Annotated in this window: 19 protein-coding genes; 14 read left to right on the forward strand and 5 right to left on the reverse strand. The window is 68.8% G+C overall.

Features of this window, described 5'->3' with window-relative positions; all coding sequences use genetic code 11:
* Positions 1 to 97: 97 nt before the first annotated feature.
* From ACWGID_RS26790 to ACWGID_RS26835, 10 genes are all read left to right on the forward strand, one after another.
* Positions 98 to 898, forward strand: coding sequence for an IclR family transcriptional regulator (locus ACWGID_RS26790; RefSeq protein WP_452201032.1), 801 nt, complete (start codon positions 98 to 100; stop codon positions 896 to 898).
* A gap of 15 nt (positions 899 to 913) precedes the next feature.
* Positions 914 to 1,630 carry a dipeptidase PepE gene (gene pepE, locus ACWGID_RS26795; RefSeq protein ID WP_452201034.1) on the forward strand — a complete coding sequence of 239 codons (717 nt, stop codon included), beginning with the start codon at positions 914 to 916 and terminating at the stop codon, positions 1,628 to 1,630.
* Between the two features lie 51 nt (positions 1,631 to 1,681).
* Positions 1,682 to 3,178, forward strand: coding sequence for a glucose-6-phosphate dehydrogenase (zwf, locus tag ACWGID_RS26800; RefSeq protein ID WP_452201036.1), 1,497 nt, complete (start codon positions 1,682 to 1,684; stop codon positions 3,176 to 3,178).
* Between the two features lie 102 nt (positions 3,179 to 3,280).
* Complete coding sequence (locus ACWGID_RS26805; RefSeq protein ID WP_452201038.1) at positions 3,281 to 3,514, forward strand: hypothetical protein; 234 nt, start codon at positions 3,281 to 3,283, stop codon at positions 3,512 to 3,514.
* Positions 3,515 to 3,518: 4 nt separating this feature from the next.
* Entirely contained in the window at positions 3,519 to 5,261 is a 1,743-nt protein-coding gene (gene frdA, locus ACWGID_RS26810) for a fumarate reductase (quinol) flavoprotein subunit (protein WP_452201040.1), read from the forward strand.
* A 2-nt stretch (positions 5,262 to 5,263) separates the two neighbouring features.
* Positions 5,264 to 6,022: a succinate dehydrogenase/fumarate reductase iron-sulfur subunit gene (locus ACWGID_RS26815; RefSeq protein WP_452201042.1), complete on the forward strand. Its 759-nt coding sequence runs from the start codon at positions 5,264 to 5,266 to the stop codon at positions 6,020 to 6,022.
* Positions 6,019 to 6,399 (forward strand): fumarate reductase subunit C, encoded by a 381-nt coding sequence (locus ACWGID_RS26820; protein WP_452201044.1) that lies wholly within the window; start codon positions 6,019 to 6,021, stop codon positions 6,397 to 6,399. Before ACWGID_RS26815 ends, ACWGID_RS26820 begins: the two co-directional genes overlap by 4 nt.
* Positions 6,396 to 6,758, forward strand: a complete 363-nt coding sequence (gene frdD, locus ACWGID_RS26825) for a fumarate reductase subunit FrdD (RefSeq protein WP_452201046.1) — start codon at positions 6,396 to 6,398, stop codon at positions 6,756 to 6,758. The genes ACWGID_RS26820 and frdD overlap by 4 nt, the downstream gene beginning before the upstream one ends.
* A 15-nt stretch (positions 6,759 to 6,773) precedes the next feature.
* Positions 6,774 to 7,538: a precorrin-6A synthase (deacetylating) gene (gene cobF, locus ACWGID_RS26830; protein WP_452201047.1), complete on the forward strand. Its 765-nt coding sequence runs from the start codon at positions 6,774 to 6,776 to the stop codon at positions 7,536 to 7,538.
* A gap of 56 nt (positions 7,539 to 7,594) precedes the next feature.
* On the forward strand, positions 7,595 to 9,184 hold the full coding sequence (locus ACWGID_RS26835; protein ID WP_452201049.1) for a carboxylesterase/lipase family protein: 1,590 nt from the start codon (positions 7,595 to 7,597) through the stop codon (positions 9,182 to 9,184).
* Here ACWGID_RS26835 and ACWGID_RS26840 read toward each other — a convergent pair.
* The 5 genes from ACWGID_RS26840 to ACWGID_RS26860 all read right to left on the reverse strand — a co-directional run bounded on the left by ACWGID_RS26840 (position 9,138) and on the right by ACWGID_RS26860 (position 12,371).
* A complete protein-coding gene (locus tag ACWGID_RS26840; RefSeq protein WP_452201051.1) occupies positions 9,138 to 9,782 on the reverse strand; it encodes a TMEM175 family protein in 645 nt (214 codons plus the stop codon). The two genes, ACWGID_RS26835 and ACWGID_RS26840, sit on opposite strands and share 47 nt — an antisense overlap.
* Before the next feature lie 11 nt (positions 9,783 to 9,793).
* On the reverse strand, positions 9,794 to 10,795 hold the full coding sequence (locus ACWGID_RS26845; protein ID WP_452201053.1) for an MFS transporter: 1,002 nt from the start codon (positions 10,793 to 10,795) through the stop codon (positions 9,794 to 9,796).
* A complete protein-coding gene (locus tag ACWGID_RS26850; RefSeq protein ID WP_452201055.1) occupies positions 10,732 to 11,217 on the reverse strand; it encodes an MFS transporter in 486 nt (161 codons plus the stop codon). Before ACWGID_RS26850 ends, ACWGID_RS26845 begins: the two co-directional genes overlap by 64 nt.
* 103 nt (positions 11,218 to 11,320) lie before the next feature.
* Complete coding sequence (locus ACWGID_RS26855; RefSeq protein WP_452201057.1) at positions 11,321 to 11,803, reverse strand: MarR family winged helix-turn-helix transcriptional regulator; 483 nt, start codon at positions 11,801 to 11,803, stop codon at positions 11,321 to 11,323.
* A gap of 64 nt (positions 11,804 to 11,867) precedes the next feature.
* Complete coding sequence (locus ACWGID_RS26860; RefSeq protein WP_452201059.1) at positions 11,868 to 12,371, reverse strand: DinB family protein; 504 nt, start codon at positions 12,369 to 12,371, stop codon at positions 11,868 to 11,870.
* 118 nt (positions 12,372 to 12,489) lie between these two features.
* On the opposite strand from ACWGID_RS26860, the gene ACWGID_RS26865 reads away from it, so the two are divergent.
* From ACWGID_RS26865 to ACWGID_RS26880, 4 genes are read left to right on the forward strand one after another with little or no spacing between them, the layout of a single operon-like run.
* A complete protein-coding gene (locus ACWGID_RS26865) occupies positions 12,490 to 13,659 on the forward strand; it encodes an MFS transporter (protein WP_452201061.1) in 1,170 nt (389 codons plus the stop codon).
* A 10-nt stretch (positions 13,660 to 13,669) separates the two neighbouring features.
* Positions 13,670 to 14,758 (forward strand): precorrin-3B synthase, encoded by a 1,089-nt coding sequence (locus ACWGID_RS26870; protein WP_452201063.1) that lies wholly within the window; start codon positions 13,670 to 13,672, stop codon positions 14,756 to 14,758.
* Entirely contained in the window at positions 14,755 to 15,384 is a 630-nt protein-coding gene (locus tag ACWGID_RS26875) for a precorrin-8X methylmutase (RefSeq protein ID WP_452201065.1), read from the forward strand. The genes ACWGID_RS26870 and ACWGID_RS26875 overlap by 4 nt, the downstream gene beginning before the upstream one ends.
* On the forward strand, positions 15,381 to 16,907 hold the full coding sequence (locus ACWGID_RS26880; protein WP_452201067.1) for a precorrin-2 C(20)-methyltransferase: 1,527 nt from the start codon (positions 15,381 to 15,383) through the stop codon (positions 16,905 to 16,907). Before ACWGID_RS26875 ends, ACWGID_RS26880 begins: the two co-directional genes overlap by 4 nt.
* Positions 16,908 to 16,910 lie beyond the last annotated feature (3 nt).

The following is a 16,910-nucleotide window of genomic DNA, read 5'->3' on the forward strand; positions in this document are numbered from 1 at the left end:
CCGATGAGATTCGGGGACAGATCACGGCATCTGCAACGACTTCCCGTTATATGAGAGACCAATTCAATAATCGGGCCGTTGCGCTACCGTTCTCGCCGTGGACGACGACACACGATCACCACTGCAGACCGTGGACCGGGCGTTGCAGATCCTGATCTCGTACTCCGAGCAGCGCCGCGACTGGGGCGTGATGGAGCTCGCCGACGAGCTCGGCATCGACAAGTCCTCGGCCCAGCGGCTGCTCGCGGCGCTGGCGTTCCGCGGGTTCCTGCGCTCGGACCCGATCAGCCGGCGATACAGCCTCGGCCCGACGATGTGGCGGATGGCCGCGCTCTGGGAGCGCACCGGCGGTCTCGCCGCGCTCGCCGACGGCGTCCTCGAACGGCTCGCGCACGACACCAACCGGACCACGACCTTCACCATCCCGGACGGCTTCCACGTGCGCTGCATCGCGGCCGTCGACGGGGGCGGCGGCCCGCTGCGCAGCCACCCGCTGCTCGGTGACCTCTACCCCGCCCACGCCGGCGCGACGTCCCGCGCGTACTTCGCCTTCCTGGACCGCAACGAGCGGCGGGCCCTGCTGTCCGGCCGCCCGTTCGCCCGCTTCACCGACCTGACCGAGGTCGACGAGGTCGCGCTCGAGCAGGTCTTCGAGGACACCGTGCAGACCGGCTGGGCGTTCTCCGACGGCGAGTACGACGCCGCCACCCGCGCGATCGCGGCGCCCGTCCGGCTCGGCCGCCGCCCGATCGGCTCGCTGACCGTGGCGGAGGGCAAGTCCGAGGAACTGATCGACGACATCCGGGACCACGTCCCACGGTTGCTGGAGGCAACCGAAGAACTCAGCAACCTGCTGCTCGCGCACCGCACCCCGGCGGCCCGCAACCGCCGCCGCTGATCTAGAGGGGAACCTGTGGAACTGCTTCTGCTGTCCAACTCCGCCACGCATGGGCGGGGGTACCTCGAACACGCCGTCGACGCGCTGCACGACGTGCTGAACGGCATCGACGAGGTCGTCTTCGTCCCGTACGCGCTGGCCGATCACGACGGCTACACCGCGACGGTCCGGGCCGCGCTCGCACCGCTCGGTGTGTCGGTCGTCGGCGCGCACACCGGCGACGTGCTGTCGTCGGCGCGGGCGATCTTCGTCGGTGGCGGGAACACGTTCCGGCTGGTCAAGACGCTGCACGAGAACGGCGAACTGGCCGTGATCCGGGACCGGGTCCGCGGCGGAGCGCCGTACGTCGGTTCGAGCGCGGGGACGAACCTCGCGGGGCCGACGATGCGGACCAGTAACGACATGCCGATCGTGCAGCCGCCGTCGTTCGAGACGCTCGGGCTGGTGCCGTTCCAGCTCAACCCGCACTACCTCGACCCGGACCCGTCCTCGACACACCAGGGCGAGACGCGGGAGCTGCGGATCACCGAGTTCCTCGAGGAGAACGACGTCCCCGTGGTCGGTCTTCGGGAGGGCACCTGGCTGCGGTTGAGCGGCGACACGCTCACTCTCGACGGGCTTCCGCTCGGTGCCCGGGTCTTCCGGCGCGGCGTCGCTGCGGCGGAGATCACGGTCGGGACCGACCTGTCCGAGCTGCTCGCCGTCACACCGGAGTTCGACGTACACCGTTAGTGCCTAGACTGCCAGGTGTGTTGGCTCCGGTGGCGTCCTCGGGAGGACTGAATGCCTGACCGTACTCAGACCATTGCGTATCCGTCCCCCGGATCGCGACCGTCGCGACGGGATCCGGAGCCGCTCGCGCCGCACGTGATCGTGCTGTTCGGCGCCACCGGCGACCTGGCCAAGCGGAAGCTGCTGCCGGGGCTGGCCTATCTGCAGCAGTCCCGGTTCGCGCCGGACGTCCGGATCATCGGCACCGCGACCGAGGACCTCAGCTGCGACGAGTTCCGGGAGCGGGCCAAGAAGGCGGTCGAGACCTTCGGCACCCACAAGATGACCGACGAGCAGTGGGCACAGTTCGCCGAGCGGCTCGAGTACGTGCCGGTCACCGCCGGGCCGGAGGCGCTCGCAGCCACGGTGAAGAAGGCCGAGGAGCTGCTCGGCCCGGACGCCTGCCGGCTGCACTACCTGTCGGTGCCCCCGAAGGCGGCCCAGGCGGTGATCGCGATGCTCCGCGACGCGGGTCTGGTCGACCGGGCGCGGGTGGTGATGGAGAAGCCGTTCGGTGACGACCTGGCCACCGCGATCAAGCTCAACGACTTCGTCCACCAGACCTTCGACGAATCGCAGATCTTCCGGATCGACCACTTCCTCGGCAAGGAAGCGGCGCTGAACATCCTCGCGTTCCGGTTCGCCAACGGCCTGTTCGAGCCGATCTGGAACCGGAACTTCATCGACCACGTGCAGATCGACATCCCGGAGTCGCTCGGCCTGGACCAGCGGGCCACGTTCTACGAGCCGACCGGCGCGTTCAAGGACATGGTCGTCACGCACCTGATGCAGGTGATGTCGTTCGTCGCGATGGAGCCGCCGACCGCCCTGGAACCGCGAGCGATCTCGGAGGAGAAGAACAAGGTCTTCCGGTCGATGCTGCCGATCCACCCGGCCGACGTGGTCCGCGGCCAGTACTCCGGGTACCGCAACGAGGAAGGGGTCGCGCCGGACTCCGACACCGAGACGTTCATCGCGCTGAAGGTCGAGATCGACAACTGGCGCTGGGCCGGCGTGCCGTTCTACCTGCGCACCGGCAAGAAGATGGCCGAGGGCCAGCGGATCATCTCGATCGCCTTCAAGGAGGCGCCGAAGACGATGTTCCCGTCCGGCTCCGGCGTCGGTTCCGAGGGTCCGGACCACCTGACCTTCGACCTGGCCGACTCCTCGCGGGTGTCGCTGTCGTTCTACGGCAAGCGGCCCGGTCCGGGGATGCGGCTGGAGAAGCTGTCGATGCAGTTCTCCACCCAGGAGACCGAGAACGCGGCCGACGTCCTGGAGGCGTACGAGCGGCTGATCCTGGACGCGATGCGCGGTGATCACACGCTGTTCACGACGGCCGAGGGCATCGAGTCGCTGTGGGACCGCTCCGCGCCGCTGCTCGACGACCCGCCGCCCGCGAAGACGTACCAGGCCGGCACCTGGGGCCCGAACGCGATCCACCAGCTGATCGCTCCGCGCGCCTGGCGGCTGCCCTTCGAGCGCGAGTGGCGGGAAGCCAAGCAGTAGGCGACCGCCGCTCTGCCCATTGCCGTCCTCTCCTGGTAGGCGCACTATCGGGGGTGTGTGATGTAGGTCACCAACACCTCGGAGGGCGGAGGAGGTGGGCGGATGACGGGGACGAAGACGCATCTCACTGGGGAGCGGGCGCCGTGTGGGCGGACCGGGGATGCGGACCGGAGCCAGGAGGACGACTTCGAGGGCCTCCGGCGCGACGACATGCTGTACGCCTGTGGGTGCCGGCAGATCCGGCACGAGTTCCACGACGGCAGCGTACGGATCAGGACCGTGCGGCACGACGGCAAGGTCCTGGCCGACGAACACAGCGGCGAACACGAAGCCTGACCCCATGGCGAGCTATCACGACGTGGTGGTGGTCGGGGGCGGCGGCGCCGGGTTGCGAGCCGCCATCGCGGTGGCCGAGACCAACCCGGCGCTTCGTGTCGCGGTGATCTCGAAGGTCTATCCGATGCGTAGCCACACGGTGTCCGCCGAAGGCGGTGCCGCGGCCGTGGCCGGACCGGACGACACGCTGGACGAGCATGCGTACGACACGGTGTCCGGCAGTGACTGGCTGTGCGACCAGGACGCCGTCGAGGCGTTCGTCGCCGAGGCTCCTCGGGAGCTGCTCCGGCTCGAGCACTGGGGCTGCCCCTGGAGCCGGCAGCCGAACGGGAAGATCGCCGTCCGGGCCTTCGGCGGGATGAAGAAGATGCGCACCTGGTTCGCCGCCGACCGGACCGGATTCCACCTGCTGCACACACTGTTCCAGACCGCACTCTCCTACTCGGACATCGTCCGGTACGACGAGTGGTACGTGACGAAGCTCCTGGTCGACGACGGGCGCACGTACGGCGTCGTCGCGATCGAACTGGCCACCGGCCGGGTCGAGACCATCACGGCGAACGCGGTGATCCTGTGTACCGGCGGCTGTGGTCGCGTCTTCCCGTTCACAACCAACGCCAACATCAAGACCGGCGACGGAATGGCGCTCGCCTACCGGGCCGGCGCGGCGCTGAAGGACATGGAGTTCGTCCAATACCACCCGACCGGCCTGCCGTTCACCGGCATCCTCATCACCGAGGCGGCGCGCGCCGAAGGCGGCTGGCTGCTGAACAAGGACGGCTACCGGTATCTGCAGGACTACGACCTCGGTACACCGACACCGGACCCGGTACTGCGCAACATGGAACTCGGACCGCGGGACCGGTTGTCCCAGGCGTTCGTCCACGAGGTGGAGAAGGGCCGCACGATCGAGACGCCGTACGGACCGGTGGTGAACCTCGACCTGCGGCACCTCGGTGCGAAGCTGATCGACGCCAAGCTGCCGTTCGTCCGCGAGTTGTGCTCGAAGTACCAGAACATCGATCCGGTGCACGAACTCGTCCCGGTGCGCCCGGTCGTGCACTACATGATGGGCGGAGTTCACACCGACCTTCGCGGCGCGACCTCGCTGGACGGTCTGTACGCCGCCGGCGAGGTGGCCTGTGTGAGCATCAACGGCGCCAACCGGCTGGGGTCGAACTCGTTGCCGGAGTGCCTGGTCTTCGGCAACCGGGCGGGCCGGGCCGCCGCCGTGTTCGCCGGTCGCTATCACCGCGCCGTACCGGCGTCGATCGTCGCACAGGGCCGGGACGAGGAACGACGGCTGGCGGCGGAGCTGGGCCGGCGTGCCGAGGGGCACCAGCGGATCGCGGACATCCGGACCGAGATGCAGACCACGATGGAGAACGGCGCCGGGATCTATCGTGACGGCGACTCGCTGACCAAGGCCGGGCACGAACTGGCCGAGCTGCGGCTGCGTTTCCAGCACGCGGCGATCGACGACCACAGCACGAGTTTCAACACCGAACTGATCGCGTGGCTCGAACTCGGGTTCATGCTGGATGTCGCCGAGTGCATCATCGCCGGCGCGACCCTCCGGGAGGAGTCGCGCGGTGCACACCAGCGGACCGACTTCCCGGCCCGCGACGACGAACGCTTCCTGGCGCATTCGCTGGCACGACGCCAACCCGACGGATCCAGCCGCGTCACGTATCTCCCGGTGACCATCACCCGCTGGGCACCGGCGGAACGGGTGTACGGGAGGTAAGGATGGCAGCCGAGATCACGCTGGAGGTCGCACGCTACCGGCCAGGGGTCGACACCGAGCCGGTGGTGCAGTCGTACCAGGTCCCGTTGCGCGAGCACTGGGCGATCCTGGACGGTCTCACCTACGTGAAGGACCAGCTGGACGGCACGTTGTCGTTCCGGTGGTCGTGCCGGATGGGGATCTGCGGCAGTTGCGGTATGACGGTGAACGGCGAACCCCAGCTGAGTTGCGCCACCTTCCTGACCGACTACGCGCCCGGCCCGATCCGCATCGAGCCGCTGCGCAACTTCCCGGTCGTCCGCGACCTCGTGGTGGACATCGACGACTTCATGACCAAACTGCCGAAGGTCGAGCCGTGGCTGGTTCGGGACGTGCACAGCCCGGTCGAGGAGGGCGAGTACCTGCAGACTCCGGAGGAGCTGGACGAGTACCAGCAGTACAGCATGTGCATCAACTGCATGCTGTGCTACTCGGCGTGCCCGGTCTACAGCCTCGAACCGGACTTCATCGGCCCGGCGGCGATCGCCTTGGCGCAGCGCTACAACCTCGATTCCCGCGACGAGGGCGCCGACGAGCGTCTCGCCGTGCTGTCGTCGCCGGAAGGGATCTGGGCCTGCACGTTCGTCGGCGAATGCAGTGCCGCGTGCCCGAAGGGCGTGGATCCGGCCGGCGCGATCCAGCGCTACAAACTGACCGCGGCGACCCAGTCGATCAAGGACCTGCTCATGCCGCGCAGTGTGAAGTCCCGGCGCAAGCGATGAGTGTCTACCAGCGGCCGGTCCACCTGTTCTGGTGGCTCGAGCGTCGTTCGTACACGATGTTCGTACTGCGTGAGCTCAGCAGTGTGTTCGTCGCGTGGTTCGTGGTGTTCCTGCTGCTCCTGGTGAACGCGATCAGCGACGGCGCCGCGTCGTACCAGCGTTTCCTGGACTGGAGTGGGCACTGGTGGGTGGTCGCAATCAATGTGATCGCGATGCTGTTCGTGCTGCTGCACGTGGTGACCTGGTTCGCTCTGGCGCCGCGGGCCATGGCCGTCAAGGTGCGTGGGCGTCGGCTGCCGCCGCGGCAGGTCGTTGCCGCGCACTACCTGGCCTGGCTGGTGCTGTCGGCCGTCGTCGCGTGGGTGGTGCTGAGATGACCGCACAACGCCGTCGGCCGACTCCGGAACCGTTTCTGTGGATGCTGTTCAGCTCCGGTGGCATGGTGGCGGCGTTGATGGTGCCGGTCCTGCTGTTCCTGTTCGGCCTCGCGTTCCCCCTCGGCTGGCTGTCGCCGCCTGATTACGACCACGTGTTCGCCGTGCTGCACAACTGGATCACCCGCCTGGTGCTGTTCGGGCTCTGCGTGCTGGCCTTGTTCCACTGGGCGCACCGCTTTCGCTACACCCTGTACGAAGGGCTGCAGCTGAAGCGGTACGCCGTACCGATCGTGGCTGTGTGCTACGGCGGCGCCGTCGTGGGATCCGTCCTTGCCGCCGCACTGCTGCTGACGGTGTGACATAGGCTGCGGCGCATGCGCGAGATCGTGGTCGTCGGAGTCGGTGCGGGCGATCCGGAGCAGGTGACGATGCAGGCCGTGTCGGCACTGAACCGGGTCGACGTGTTCTTCGTGCTCGACAAGGGCGAGGTCAAGCAGGAGCTGGTCGACCTGCGGTCGGAGATCCTCCGCCGGTACGCGACGAGCAAGGAGTACCGCGTCGTCGTCGGCCAGGACCCGGAGCGGGACCGGACCACCTCGGCGTACGTCGAGGCCGTCGACGACTGGCGGCGGCGCCGGGCCGATGTCTGCGCACAGATGATCGCGGCCGAGCTCGGCGAGGACCAGGTGGGCGCGTTCCTGGTCTGGGGCGACCCGTCGCTGTACGACAGCACGCTGGCGATCCTGGACGACATCCTGGCGCGCGGCGAGCTCGCGTTCGAGGTCGAGGTGATCCCCGGGATCAGCAGCGTGTCGACGCTCGCCGCACGGCACCGGGTGGGGCTGAACCAGGTCGGCCGCCCGATCCAGATCACCACCGGGCGGCGGCTCGCGAAGCAGTGGCCGGACGACGTGGACGACGTGGTGGTGATGCTCGACGCGCAGACCGCGTTCACCGAGCACCTCGACACCGACGCCGACATCTACTGGGGTGCGTACCTCGGCACTCCGGACGAGCTGCTCATCTCCGGTCCGCTCCGCGATGTCGCGGCCGAGATCGAGAAGGTCCGCGCCGAGGCCCGCGACCGCAAGGGCTGGATCATGGACACGTACCTGCTGCGACGTAGACCAAAGTCTTAGGCGCCCTGGCCACCGGACCGAAGCGGCCGGGGTACCACCTGGCCGAGGCTGCCGGTATGACGAAGAAACTCTTGGCAGCGATAGCGGCCGCTGTGGTGCCGCTCGGCCTGGTGGTGGCGTTCGCCGGTCCCGGCGAAGCAGCCCAACCAGCCCCACGAACAGACAACGCCGTACGAACCGACAACGGGCTCGTCGCAAGCAAGACGGTCGGCGACGCCCTGGTGTACGACGGGATTCCGTACGCCGCTCCCCCGATCGGAGCACTGCGTTGGAAGGCGCCGCAGCCGGCCGCGGCGTGGACCGGCGTACGGGAGTCGAAGGTCCAGAACGTGTGTCCGCAGCAGGCGAACTCCGAGGCTCCGAAGGGGTCGTCCACCGAGGACTGCCTGTACCTGAACGTGACGACGCCGGCCAAGCCCACCAGCAAGCCGCGCGCCGTCGTCGTGTGGCTTCCCGGCGGCGGGTTCTTCTCCGGCGCGGGGAGCAGCTACGAGGCGTCGAAGTTCGCCGCCCGCGGTGACGTGGTCGTTGTCACGGTCAACTATCGGCTCGGCATCTTCGGCTTCTTCGGGTACCCGGGCCTGCCGGGGTCCGGCACGTACGGTCTGCAGGACCAGCAGGCCGCCCTGCGCTGGGTGCAGCGCAACGCCCGGGCCTTCGGTGGTGACCCGCGCAACGTCACGGTCGCCGGTGAGTCGGCCGGTGGGATGAGTGTGTGCGCCCAGCTCACCTCGCCGACCTCCACGGGCCTGTTCGCGAAGGCGATCATGCAGAGCGGCTCGTGCGCGTTCAACTGGGGCGACAACAGCCAGTACCCGGGCCAGGCCGCGGACTCCCCGTGGATCCCGGCCAGCCAGGTGCAGGCGAACGGCAAGGAGTGGGCGGCCGGCAAGAAGTCCGAGCTGGCCTGCAAGCCCGGTCAGTCCATGCTCGACTGCCTGCGCGCGGTGAAGTCCGACGTACTCGTGGACGACATGCTCCAGTTCACGCAGGTCGGGTACGGCGGGACTGCCGCCGTACCGCTCAGCCCGGCGAAGGCGATGAAGGCCGGACTGTTCCACCGCGTACCGATCGTCTCGGGGAACAACCACGACGAGGCGAACGCCTGGCTGGCCGCGTTCGGGGACATCAAGGACTACCCGAAGGTCGTCGAGAACATGGTCGGCCCGAAGCAGGCTCCAGTGGTACTGCGGCACTACCCCCAGTCCCGCTACGGGTCGCCGGCCGCGGCGTGGGGTGCTGTCACGACGGACCGGATCTGGTCGTGCACACAGGTAGCGAATGACCAGCAGGCGGCGCGCAAGGTACCGGTGTACGCCTACGAGTTCGCTGACAAGCACTCACCGATCGCGCCGGCCGGACTGGGCGCCGTCCACGCGTCAGAGCTGCCGTACCTGTTCCGGCTCGGTGGGTACGACCTGCCGCTGACCGCAACGCAGCAGAAGCTGTCAGACCAGATGATCGACTACTGGACCGCGTTCGCCCGGACCGGTGACCCGAACGGACCGGACCGGCCGCACTGGTCACCGACCGGCGCACGCGTGGTAAACGGGCTGTCGCTCGCGCCGACCGATCAGAACGGGATTCAGCAGGTGAACCTCACTGCTGAGCACCAGTGCGGGTTGTGGGCTGGTCTTGGCGCGTGAAGCGCTTGCTCCACACCGGCATCAGCAACGGCGACAGAAGTAGCAGCAGCATCGCGTAGAAGTTCACTCCCGGTACGAGTGCCGCCAGGAGGAACGCGACGACGGTCAGCCCGGTCAGCAGCAGCGTGCCAACGAGTTGCCGCTTGCTGACCGGGTTGTCCGGGTCCTCCAGTTCCTTGTGCCCGTGCACCAGCCAGGTGATCGCGGACTGGAGGATGCTGAGCACGAGGATCGTCCCGACGTAGATGCCGGCGGTGAAGCGGTCGCTCTTGAACGCGCCGATGATCTCGGTCGGGAACGGCAGCACGACGATGGTGAGCAGCCAGAGCAGGTTCAGCCGCATCAGCAGTGGGTTGTAGGCGCGGACGTGCTCGAAGACCCGGTGGTGCCCCAGCCAGAAGTTGGCGATCACGGCGAAGCTGAGCAGGAACGTGAAGAGCTCCTGCCGGTGCTCGGTGATGACCGAGACAGCGTCCCCGCCGTCCGCCCTGACCTCCGGAACCAGGTCGACCAGGGGCAACACGAGCAGCGTGATCGCGATCGCCACGACCGCGTCGGTGAACAGGATCAGGCGATCGGGATCTCTCGACGTCGTCACGGCCGACAAGACTACTGGTCAGTTGGGGCGGCTCTGAGCAGACCGATCGACAGCAGTGCCGCTGCGAGGACGAAACCGGCCGCGGCGAGCCACGCAGCGCCGTACCCGTCTCTCAGAGCCAGTAGGTCACCGGCGTGCTGGCTCAGCCGGTGCGTGGTGGTCGAGGCGGCCAGCGTCGCGAGTACGGCGGTGCCGATGGCCGCACCGGCTTGTTGTGCGGTGTTGTTCAGGCCCGAGGCCAGTCCGGCGTCGGTGGGGTCCGCGCCGGCCATGGCGAGCATGATCGACGCCGGGATCGCCACTCCGATACCGGCACCCATCACTGCGAGCACCGGACCTACGTTGACGACGTACGAGCCGTCGACCGGGGCGCGGCTGATCCAGAGCAGGGCCAGGAGGAACACGACCAGTCCGGCGATCAGCATCTTGCGCGGGCCGAAGCGGACGGTCAGCCGGGGTGCGATGGACAGCGACATCAATGCGTTCATGATCGGCGCCGGCAGGAACGCGAGGCCAGTGGTGAGCGAGTCGTAGCCGAGGACCCGCTGGACGTACAGCGCGGTGGTGAACTGGAAGCCGAAGCCGGCCGCGAAGAGCAGTACGACGACTCCGTTCGCGACGCTGAGCTGGCGGCGCCGGAAGATGCGCAGGGCAAGCAGTGGGTTCTTGATGCGTGCTTGGCGCACGACGAACGCGACCAGGAGCAGGAGTGCCGCGGCGGCTTGCAGGAGTGTTCGGGTGAGCGTCGCCTGCGGTTCAGCGGTCTGGACGATCGTGTAGACGCCGAGCGACAGGCCCGCGGTCACGAGTACGGCTCCGACGACATCCGCGCCGTTCGAGAGACCGAGCCCAGGTTGGTGGCCGAGCACCCGCACGGCGAACACCAGCGAGAGCACGCCGATCGGGACGTTGATCAGGAATGCCCAGTGCCAGCCGATGGTCTGGGTGATCACGCCGCCGAGAATGAGGCCGATGGACGCGCCGCTGGCGGCGGTGAAGCTGTAGACGCCCATGGCCCGCGCGCTTGCTCGCCCGGCGCCGGGTAGAGGCTGACGATCATCCCGAGAATCACCGCTGAGGCGAGCGCGCCCCCGACGCCCTGCAGGAACCGGCCGGCGATCAGCACCTCCGCGTTCGGCGCCAGGCCACACAGCAACGAGGCGGCGGTGAACAGGCCGAGGCCCGCGACGAAGACGCGTTTGCTGCCGATCAGGTCCCCGATCCGGCCGGCCAGCAGGAGCAGCCCGGCGAAGGCGATCAGGTACGAGTTCAGCACCCAGGCGAGCCCCGCCTGCGAGAACTCCAGGTCCCGCTGGATCGTCGGCAGCGCCACGGTCACGACGGTCCCGTCGAGGATGATCATCAGCTGCATCACGCACAGCACGACCAGCGCCCGCCCGCGCCCGACGGCCGTTTCCACCACGTCCACACTCACAGGTCTCTCCTTGTCCTCGAACCGACAAGAAGGACCCTAACAGATAGTCCCGTAGTAGACGATCTTTTATCAGACTAGTGCGCTTGGATGGCTTCTGCGGGTTTCAGCTCGCGCGCTGGCGGGAGCGGCGTACCGGCTGGGCGGTGACCGGGGTGGCGAGGGGGCCGTCGACCAGGGTGGTGACGGCGTCGACGAACGTCCGGCGCTCGGGGGCGGCCAGGGCGGCGAGGGCTTCCGCGTGCACGCGGTCGACGATCTGCTGTCCCTCGGCGGCGATCTTCGCGCCGGACTCCGTGACCGCGATGATCCGGGCGCGGCGGTCGGTCGCGGAGGGCTTCCGTTCGGCGTACCCGGCCTTCTCCAGCGCGTCGACGGTGACCACCATCGTGGTCTTGTCCAGGTACGACAGCTCGGCGATCTGGATCTGGGTGCGCTCCGCCTCGAGCGCGTGCCGCAGTACGCACTGCATGCGGAGCGTCAGGCCAACCTCCGCCAGCGCCGCCGACAGCTGCGTCTCCAGGACGTGACCGGCGTGCGTGAGGTAGCCGGTGAGGTCAGGGACGGTACGTTCCGGGAGCTGCGCCATACCTTCGAGGGTAACGCGGGATCATCTACCGGCAGATGATCCCGAGCTAGATCATTGGGCTGGATCATTCGCCGCGGCCGCCGTCGAGGAGTTCCCGGAGTACGTCGAGGTGCCCGAGGTGCCGGGCCGACTCCTGCAGGACGTCGACCAGCAGCCGCTCGACCCGCACCGCCCCGTGGTTCCCCGTCACGAACCCACTCCAGTCCACCGAGCCCAAGGTCCGCTGCGAGAGCTCCCACTCGGCGTCGTACGCCGCGACGACCGAAGCGATCGTCTCGTCGGCGCCGATCCGGAACTCGTAGTCGTGGTCGTCGGACCGCCACAGCGACGGCAGGTCCTGGCCGCCGATCGTCCGCTGGATGTGCTGCCGCTGCACCGCGGTCAGGTGCTTGATCAGCCCGAGCGGATTCATCACCGGCGAGCTCGCCGGCGGGGTCGCGCGGGCCTGCTCCTCGTCGAGCCCGTCCAGCTTGTTCACCGCCGTCGTGTGGATGAACTGGAAGAACCCGATCACCGACCCGGGCAGCGTCGAGTCGTCGGCCGGCCACGGTCGTTCCCTCAGCACCATGCGCCGCACCCTGTCACCCCGCACCGACAATCGCGGGAAAACGACGGCTTGGTCGTGCCGGACCGCGGTGTCGCGAAACCGCGAGCTGTGGCGTACCACGGCCGGTTGCCTGGACTGCATGACAACCCTGACGGCAACCCGGCCATCGACCGTTCGGTGGCTCGGGGTCGGCGCGGTGACACTCGGCATCTTCGCGATCGTCACCACCGAGATCCTCCCGATCGGACTGCTGACCCCGATCGGCGCCGACTTCGCGCTGACCCCGGGACGGACCGGCTGGCTGATGACGATCCCCGGACTGGTCGCGGCGGTTGCCGCACCAGTCGTCACGCTGGCGACAGCGCGGCTGGACCGGCGTCTGATGCTCTGCGTGCTGATGCTTCTACTAGCGGGCGCCGGCTTTCTCGCAGCGACCGCACCGGTCTTCTCACTCGAGCTGGTCGCCAGAGTCCTTGTCGGCCTGACTATCGGCGGCTTCTGGTCGATCGGCGCCGGACTGGCCGGGCGTCTGGTCCCGGAGCGGTGGGCGACGCGTGCGACAGCAGTGATCTTCTCGGCGGTACCACTCGGCTCGGTGCTCGGCGTACCAGCGGGCACGTTCGTCGGAGAGTTCGCCGGCTGGCGTACGTCGTTCGCGGCCCTCGGAGTCCTCGCTCTGCTCGCACTGATCGCGCTACGCGCCACAGTGCCGCCACTCCCTCCCCTGCAGGTGACGCGGGCCGCCGTACTCTGGCAAGCCCTCCGCGGCAGCCGGAGTGCGCTGTTGGTCACCTGTCTGATCGTGACGGCACACTTCGCGACCTACACGTACGTCACACCGTTCCTCCGCGACGTGGTGCGCCCAGAATTCATTGGCCTCTTCCTGCTCGTCTACGGCGCGGCCGGTCTGGTCGGCAACGTCATCGCCGGCCTGTCCGTTGCGCGCAGCCTCACCGGCACCTTCATCACCTGCGCTGCCCTGATCGCCGTAGCGACGCTCCTCATGCCAGTGGCAGGCCGCAGTACGGCGGGAGCCCTGCTATTGCTGGTGATCTGGGGCCTCGGGTACGGCGGCGTACCTGTCTGCTCGATGAGCATGTTCGCGCTGGCCGTGCCGGAGTCGCGGGAAGCGGCAACTGTGTGGTTCACCTCCTCGTTCCAGGCGGTGTTGTCGATCGGGGCGCTGCTCGGAGGACTCGTCGTGGACGCGTGGTCGGTATCAGTCGCGATGGCAGCCGGTGGCGCGTGTGCGGCGCTGGCGGTCGGGGTGCTGCTGTGGTCCAGAACACAGCAGGTTTCGGGCACGTAGCATCACGGCTGTGGCGAGGACTGAAGGCGATCGATGCCCTGGTGTGCTGGCAGTGCACCAGGCGGCCGACGGTGGTCTCGCGCGCGTCCGCGTGCCCGGTGGTCGACTGACCGCCGCACAGCTCGACGTACTGCGGATTGCCGCCGCTGACCTCGGTGATGGCCGGCTGGAGCTCACGTCGCGCGGGAACATCCAGATCCGCGGGCTGGACGCCGACGGACCGCGGGACCTGTCCGACCGGCTCTTCGCAGCCGGACTGCTCCCGTCGATCACCCACGAACGCGTCCGCAACATCCTCGCCTCACCACTGTCCGGTCTGGACCAACACTCGCGGTACGACGTACTTCCGGTGGCCACCGCGCTGGACCAGGCGCTGTGTGCTCGCCCCGCGCTGGCAGACCTGCCGGGGCGGTTCTTGTTCGCACTGGACGACGGGCGCGGGGATCTGGCGGACGTCACCGCGGATGTCGCGGTGCGGGCGGTCGACGAGCAGACCGGCGTACTGACCCTCGGGACTCGTGGCGTGCGAGTCGAGTGGGGTCAGGTGCCGGAGCTGATGCTGGCTGCGGCGGAGGCGTTTCTCGCTGTCCGCGATCAGGAGTGGCGGATCGCTGAGCTCGCTGAGGGCGCGGAGCGCATTCTCGACCGGCTGGGCTTATCGGCGACTGCAGTGGCTCCGGCTGAGGCGACCCGGGTGACGGCCGGCGTACACGGGGCGGCGCTGGTGGTGACCGTGCCGCTGGGGAGTCTGACGCAGGAACAGGCTGTTGCGCTCACTCAGGTCGCCGACGAGATCCGAGTCACGCCCTGGCGGTCCGTCGTCGTTCCAGCGGATAGTGCCGGGCTGGAGGACGTCGGACTGGTGACGACGCCGGACTCGGTCTGGGAGGGTGTCACGGCCTGCGCGGGTCGACCACGGTGCGCCAAGGCGCTGGCCGACGTACGGGCGGATGCGACTCAGCTGATGCCAGGGATGCGAAGGGACGGACGGCGGGTGCATTGGTCCGGGTGCGAGCGGCGGTGCGGGAAACCGGCTGCGGGGTTTGTGGATGTTCTTGCGGTGAGTGACGGGTATCTGGTGGACGGGGTGCGGCTGTGAGTTACGAGTACGTGCGCGACGGCGCGGAGATCTACCGGCGGTCGTTCGCGACGATCCGCAGCGAGGCAGCGCTGGACGGCCTGCCGGCGGACGTCGCGCAGGTCGCCGTGCGGATGATCCACGCGTGCGGCATGACCGACCTGGTCGCCGACCTCGCCTGGTCGCCCAACGTGGTCAAGAACGCGCGCGCCGCACTGCAAAGCGGCGCACCGATCCTGTGCGACGCGCAGATGGTCGCGGCCGGGATCACCCGGCGGCGGCTGCCGGCTGACAACGAGGTGATCTGCACACTGCAGGATCCACGGACGGTCGAGCTGGCGCAGCAGCTGGAAACCACTCGCAGCGCCGCGGCCGTCGACCTGTGGCTGGACCGGCTGCCCGGCGCGGTGGTTGCCATCGGCAACGCACCGACCACGCTGTTCCGGCTGCTCGAGGTGATCACCGCGGGTGGGCCGCGCCCGGCCGCGGTGCTGGGGATCCCGGTCGGGTTCATCGGCGCCGCCGAGTCGAAGGACGCGCTGGCCGCGAACGAGCTCGGCCTGGAGTACCTGGTCGTCAAGGGCCGCCGCGGCGGGAGCGCGATCACCGCGGCCGCCGTCAACGCGATCGCGAGTGAGGTCGAATGAGCGGGCACCTGTGGGGAGTCGGGCTCGGGCCGGGGGACCCGGAGCTGGTGACGGTCAAGGCGGCCCGGTTGATCGGCGCCGCGGACGTGATCGCGTTCCACAGTGCGCGGCACGGGCGGAGCATCGCGCGATCGGTCGCCGCGCCGTACCTGACTGACGGACAGATCGAGGAGCACCTGGTCTATCCGCTGACCACCGAGACGACCGACCACCCCGGCGGCTACCAGGGTGCGATGGACGACTTCTACGCCGACTGCGCCGCCCGGTTGGCCGCGCATCTCGACGCCGGCCGCGACGTCGTCGTCCTGGCCGAGGGCGATCCGCTCTTCTACGGCTCCTACATGCACATGCACAAGCGGCTCGCCGATCGGTACCCCTGCGAGGTGGTTCCCGGCGTGACCTCGGTCAACGCCGCGGCCGCCGTACTCGGCCGTCCGCTGTGTGAGCGGGACGAGATCCTGACCGTCCTGCCCGGCACCCTCCCACCCGATGTCCTCGCCGAGCGGCTCCGCTCGACCGACGCGGCGGCGGTGATGAAGCTCGGGCGCACGTTCGCCGGGGTCCGCGAAGCCTTCGAACTGGCCGGCCGTGCCGACGAGGCGTGGTACGTCGAACGCGCGACCACCGACGCCCAACGGACCGCCCCACTCACCGAGGTCGATCCGGACGACGTCCCGTACTTCTCCCTCGCGTTGCTCCCCAGCCCGATCAACAACACGTTCACTCCCCCGACGACCAGGACCGCGACCGAGGGCTCCGTCACGGTCGTCGGCCTCGGACCGGCCGGCCCGGAGTGGATGACCCCGGAGGTCCGCGCCGCGATCGCCGGCGCCGACGACGTGATCGGCTACACGACGTACGTCGACCGGCTGCCCGACCGCGCGCGGCAGCGCAAGCACGGCTCGGACAACCGCGTCGAGTCCGAACGCGCCGCCTTCGCGCTCGATCTGGCCCGGAAGGGCTCCACCGTAGTCGTGGTCTCGTCCGGTGACCCCGGCGTGTTCGCCATGGCCAGCGCGGTCACCGAGGTCGCCGCCGAACCGGAGTACGCCGATATCGCCGTCCGCGTGCTGCCCGGGATGACCGCCGCGCAGGCGGTCGCCAGCCGGGTCGGAGCGCCGCTGGGACACGACTACTGCGTGCTGTCGCTGTCGGACCGGCTCAAGCCGTGGGACGTGATCGCCCGGCGCCTGACCGCCGCCGCGGCCGCGGATCTCGCCATCGCGATCTACAACCCGGCGTCGAAGTCCCGCACCTGGCAGGTCGCGGCGACCCGGGACCTGCTGCTCGAGCACCGCTCCCCCGGTACGCCGGTCGTCGTCGGCCGCGACGTGGGCGGTCCGGAGGAAATGATCACCGTGACAACGCTGGCCGAACTCGCGCCGGAAACGGTTGACATGCGGTGTCTGCTCCTGGTCGGCTCGTCACAGACCCGTACCGTGCCCCGCCCGGCCGGACCGCTGGTCATCACTCCGCGCCGATACCCGGCGACGGTCAGTGAGACCACACGAGGAGACGGTTAAATC

This window comes from Kribbella sp. NPDC054772 (assembly GCF_053611945.1).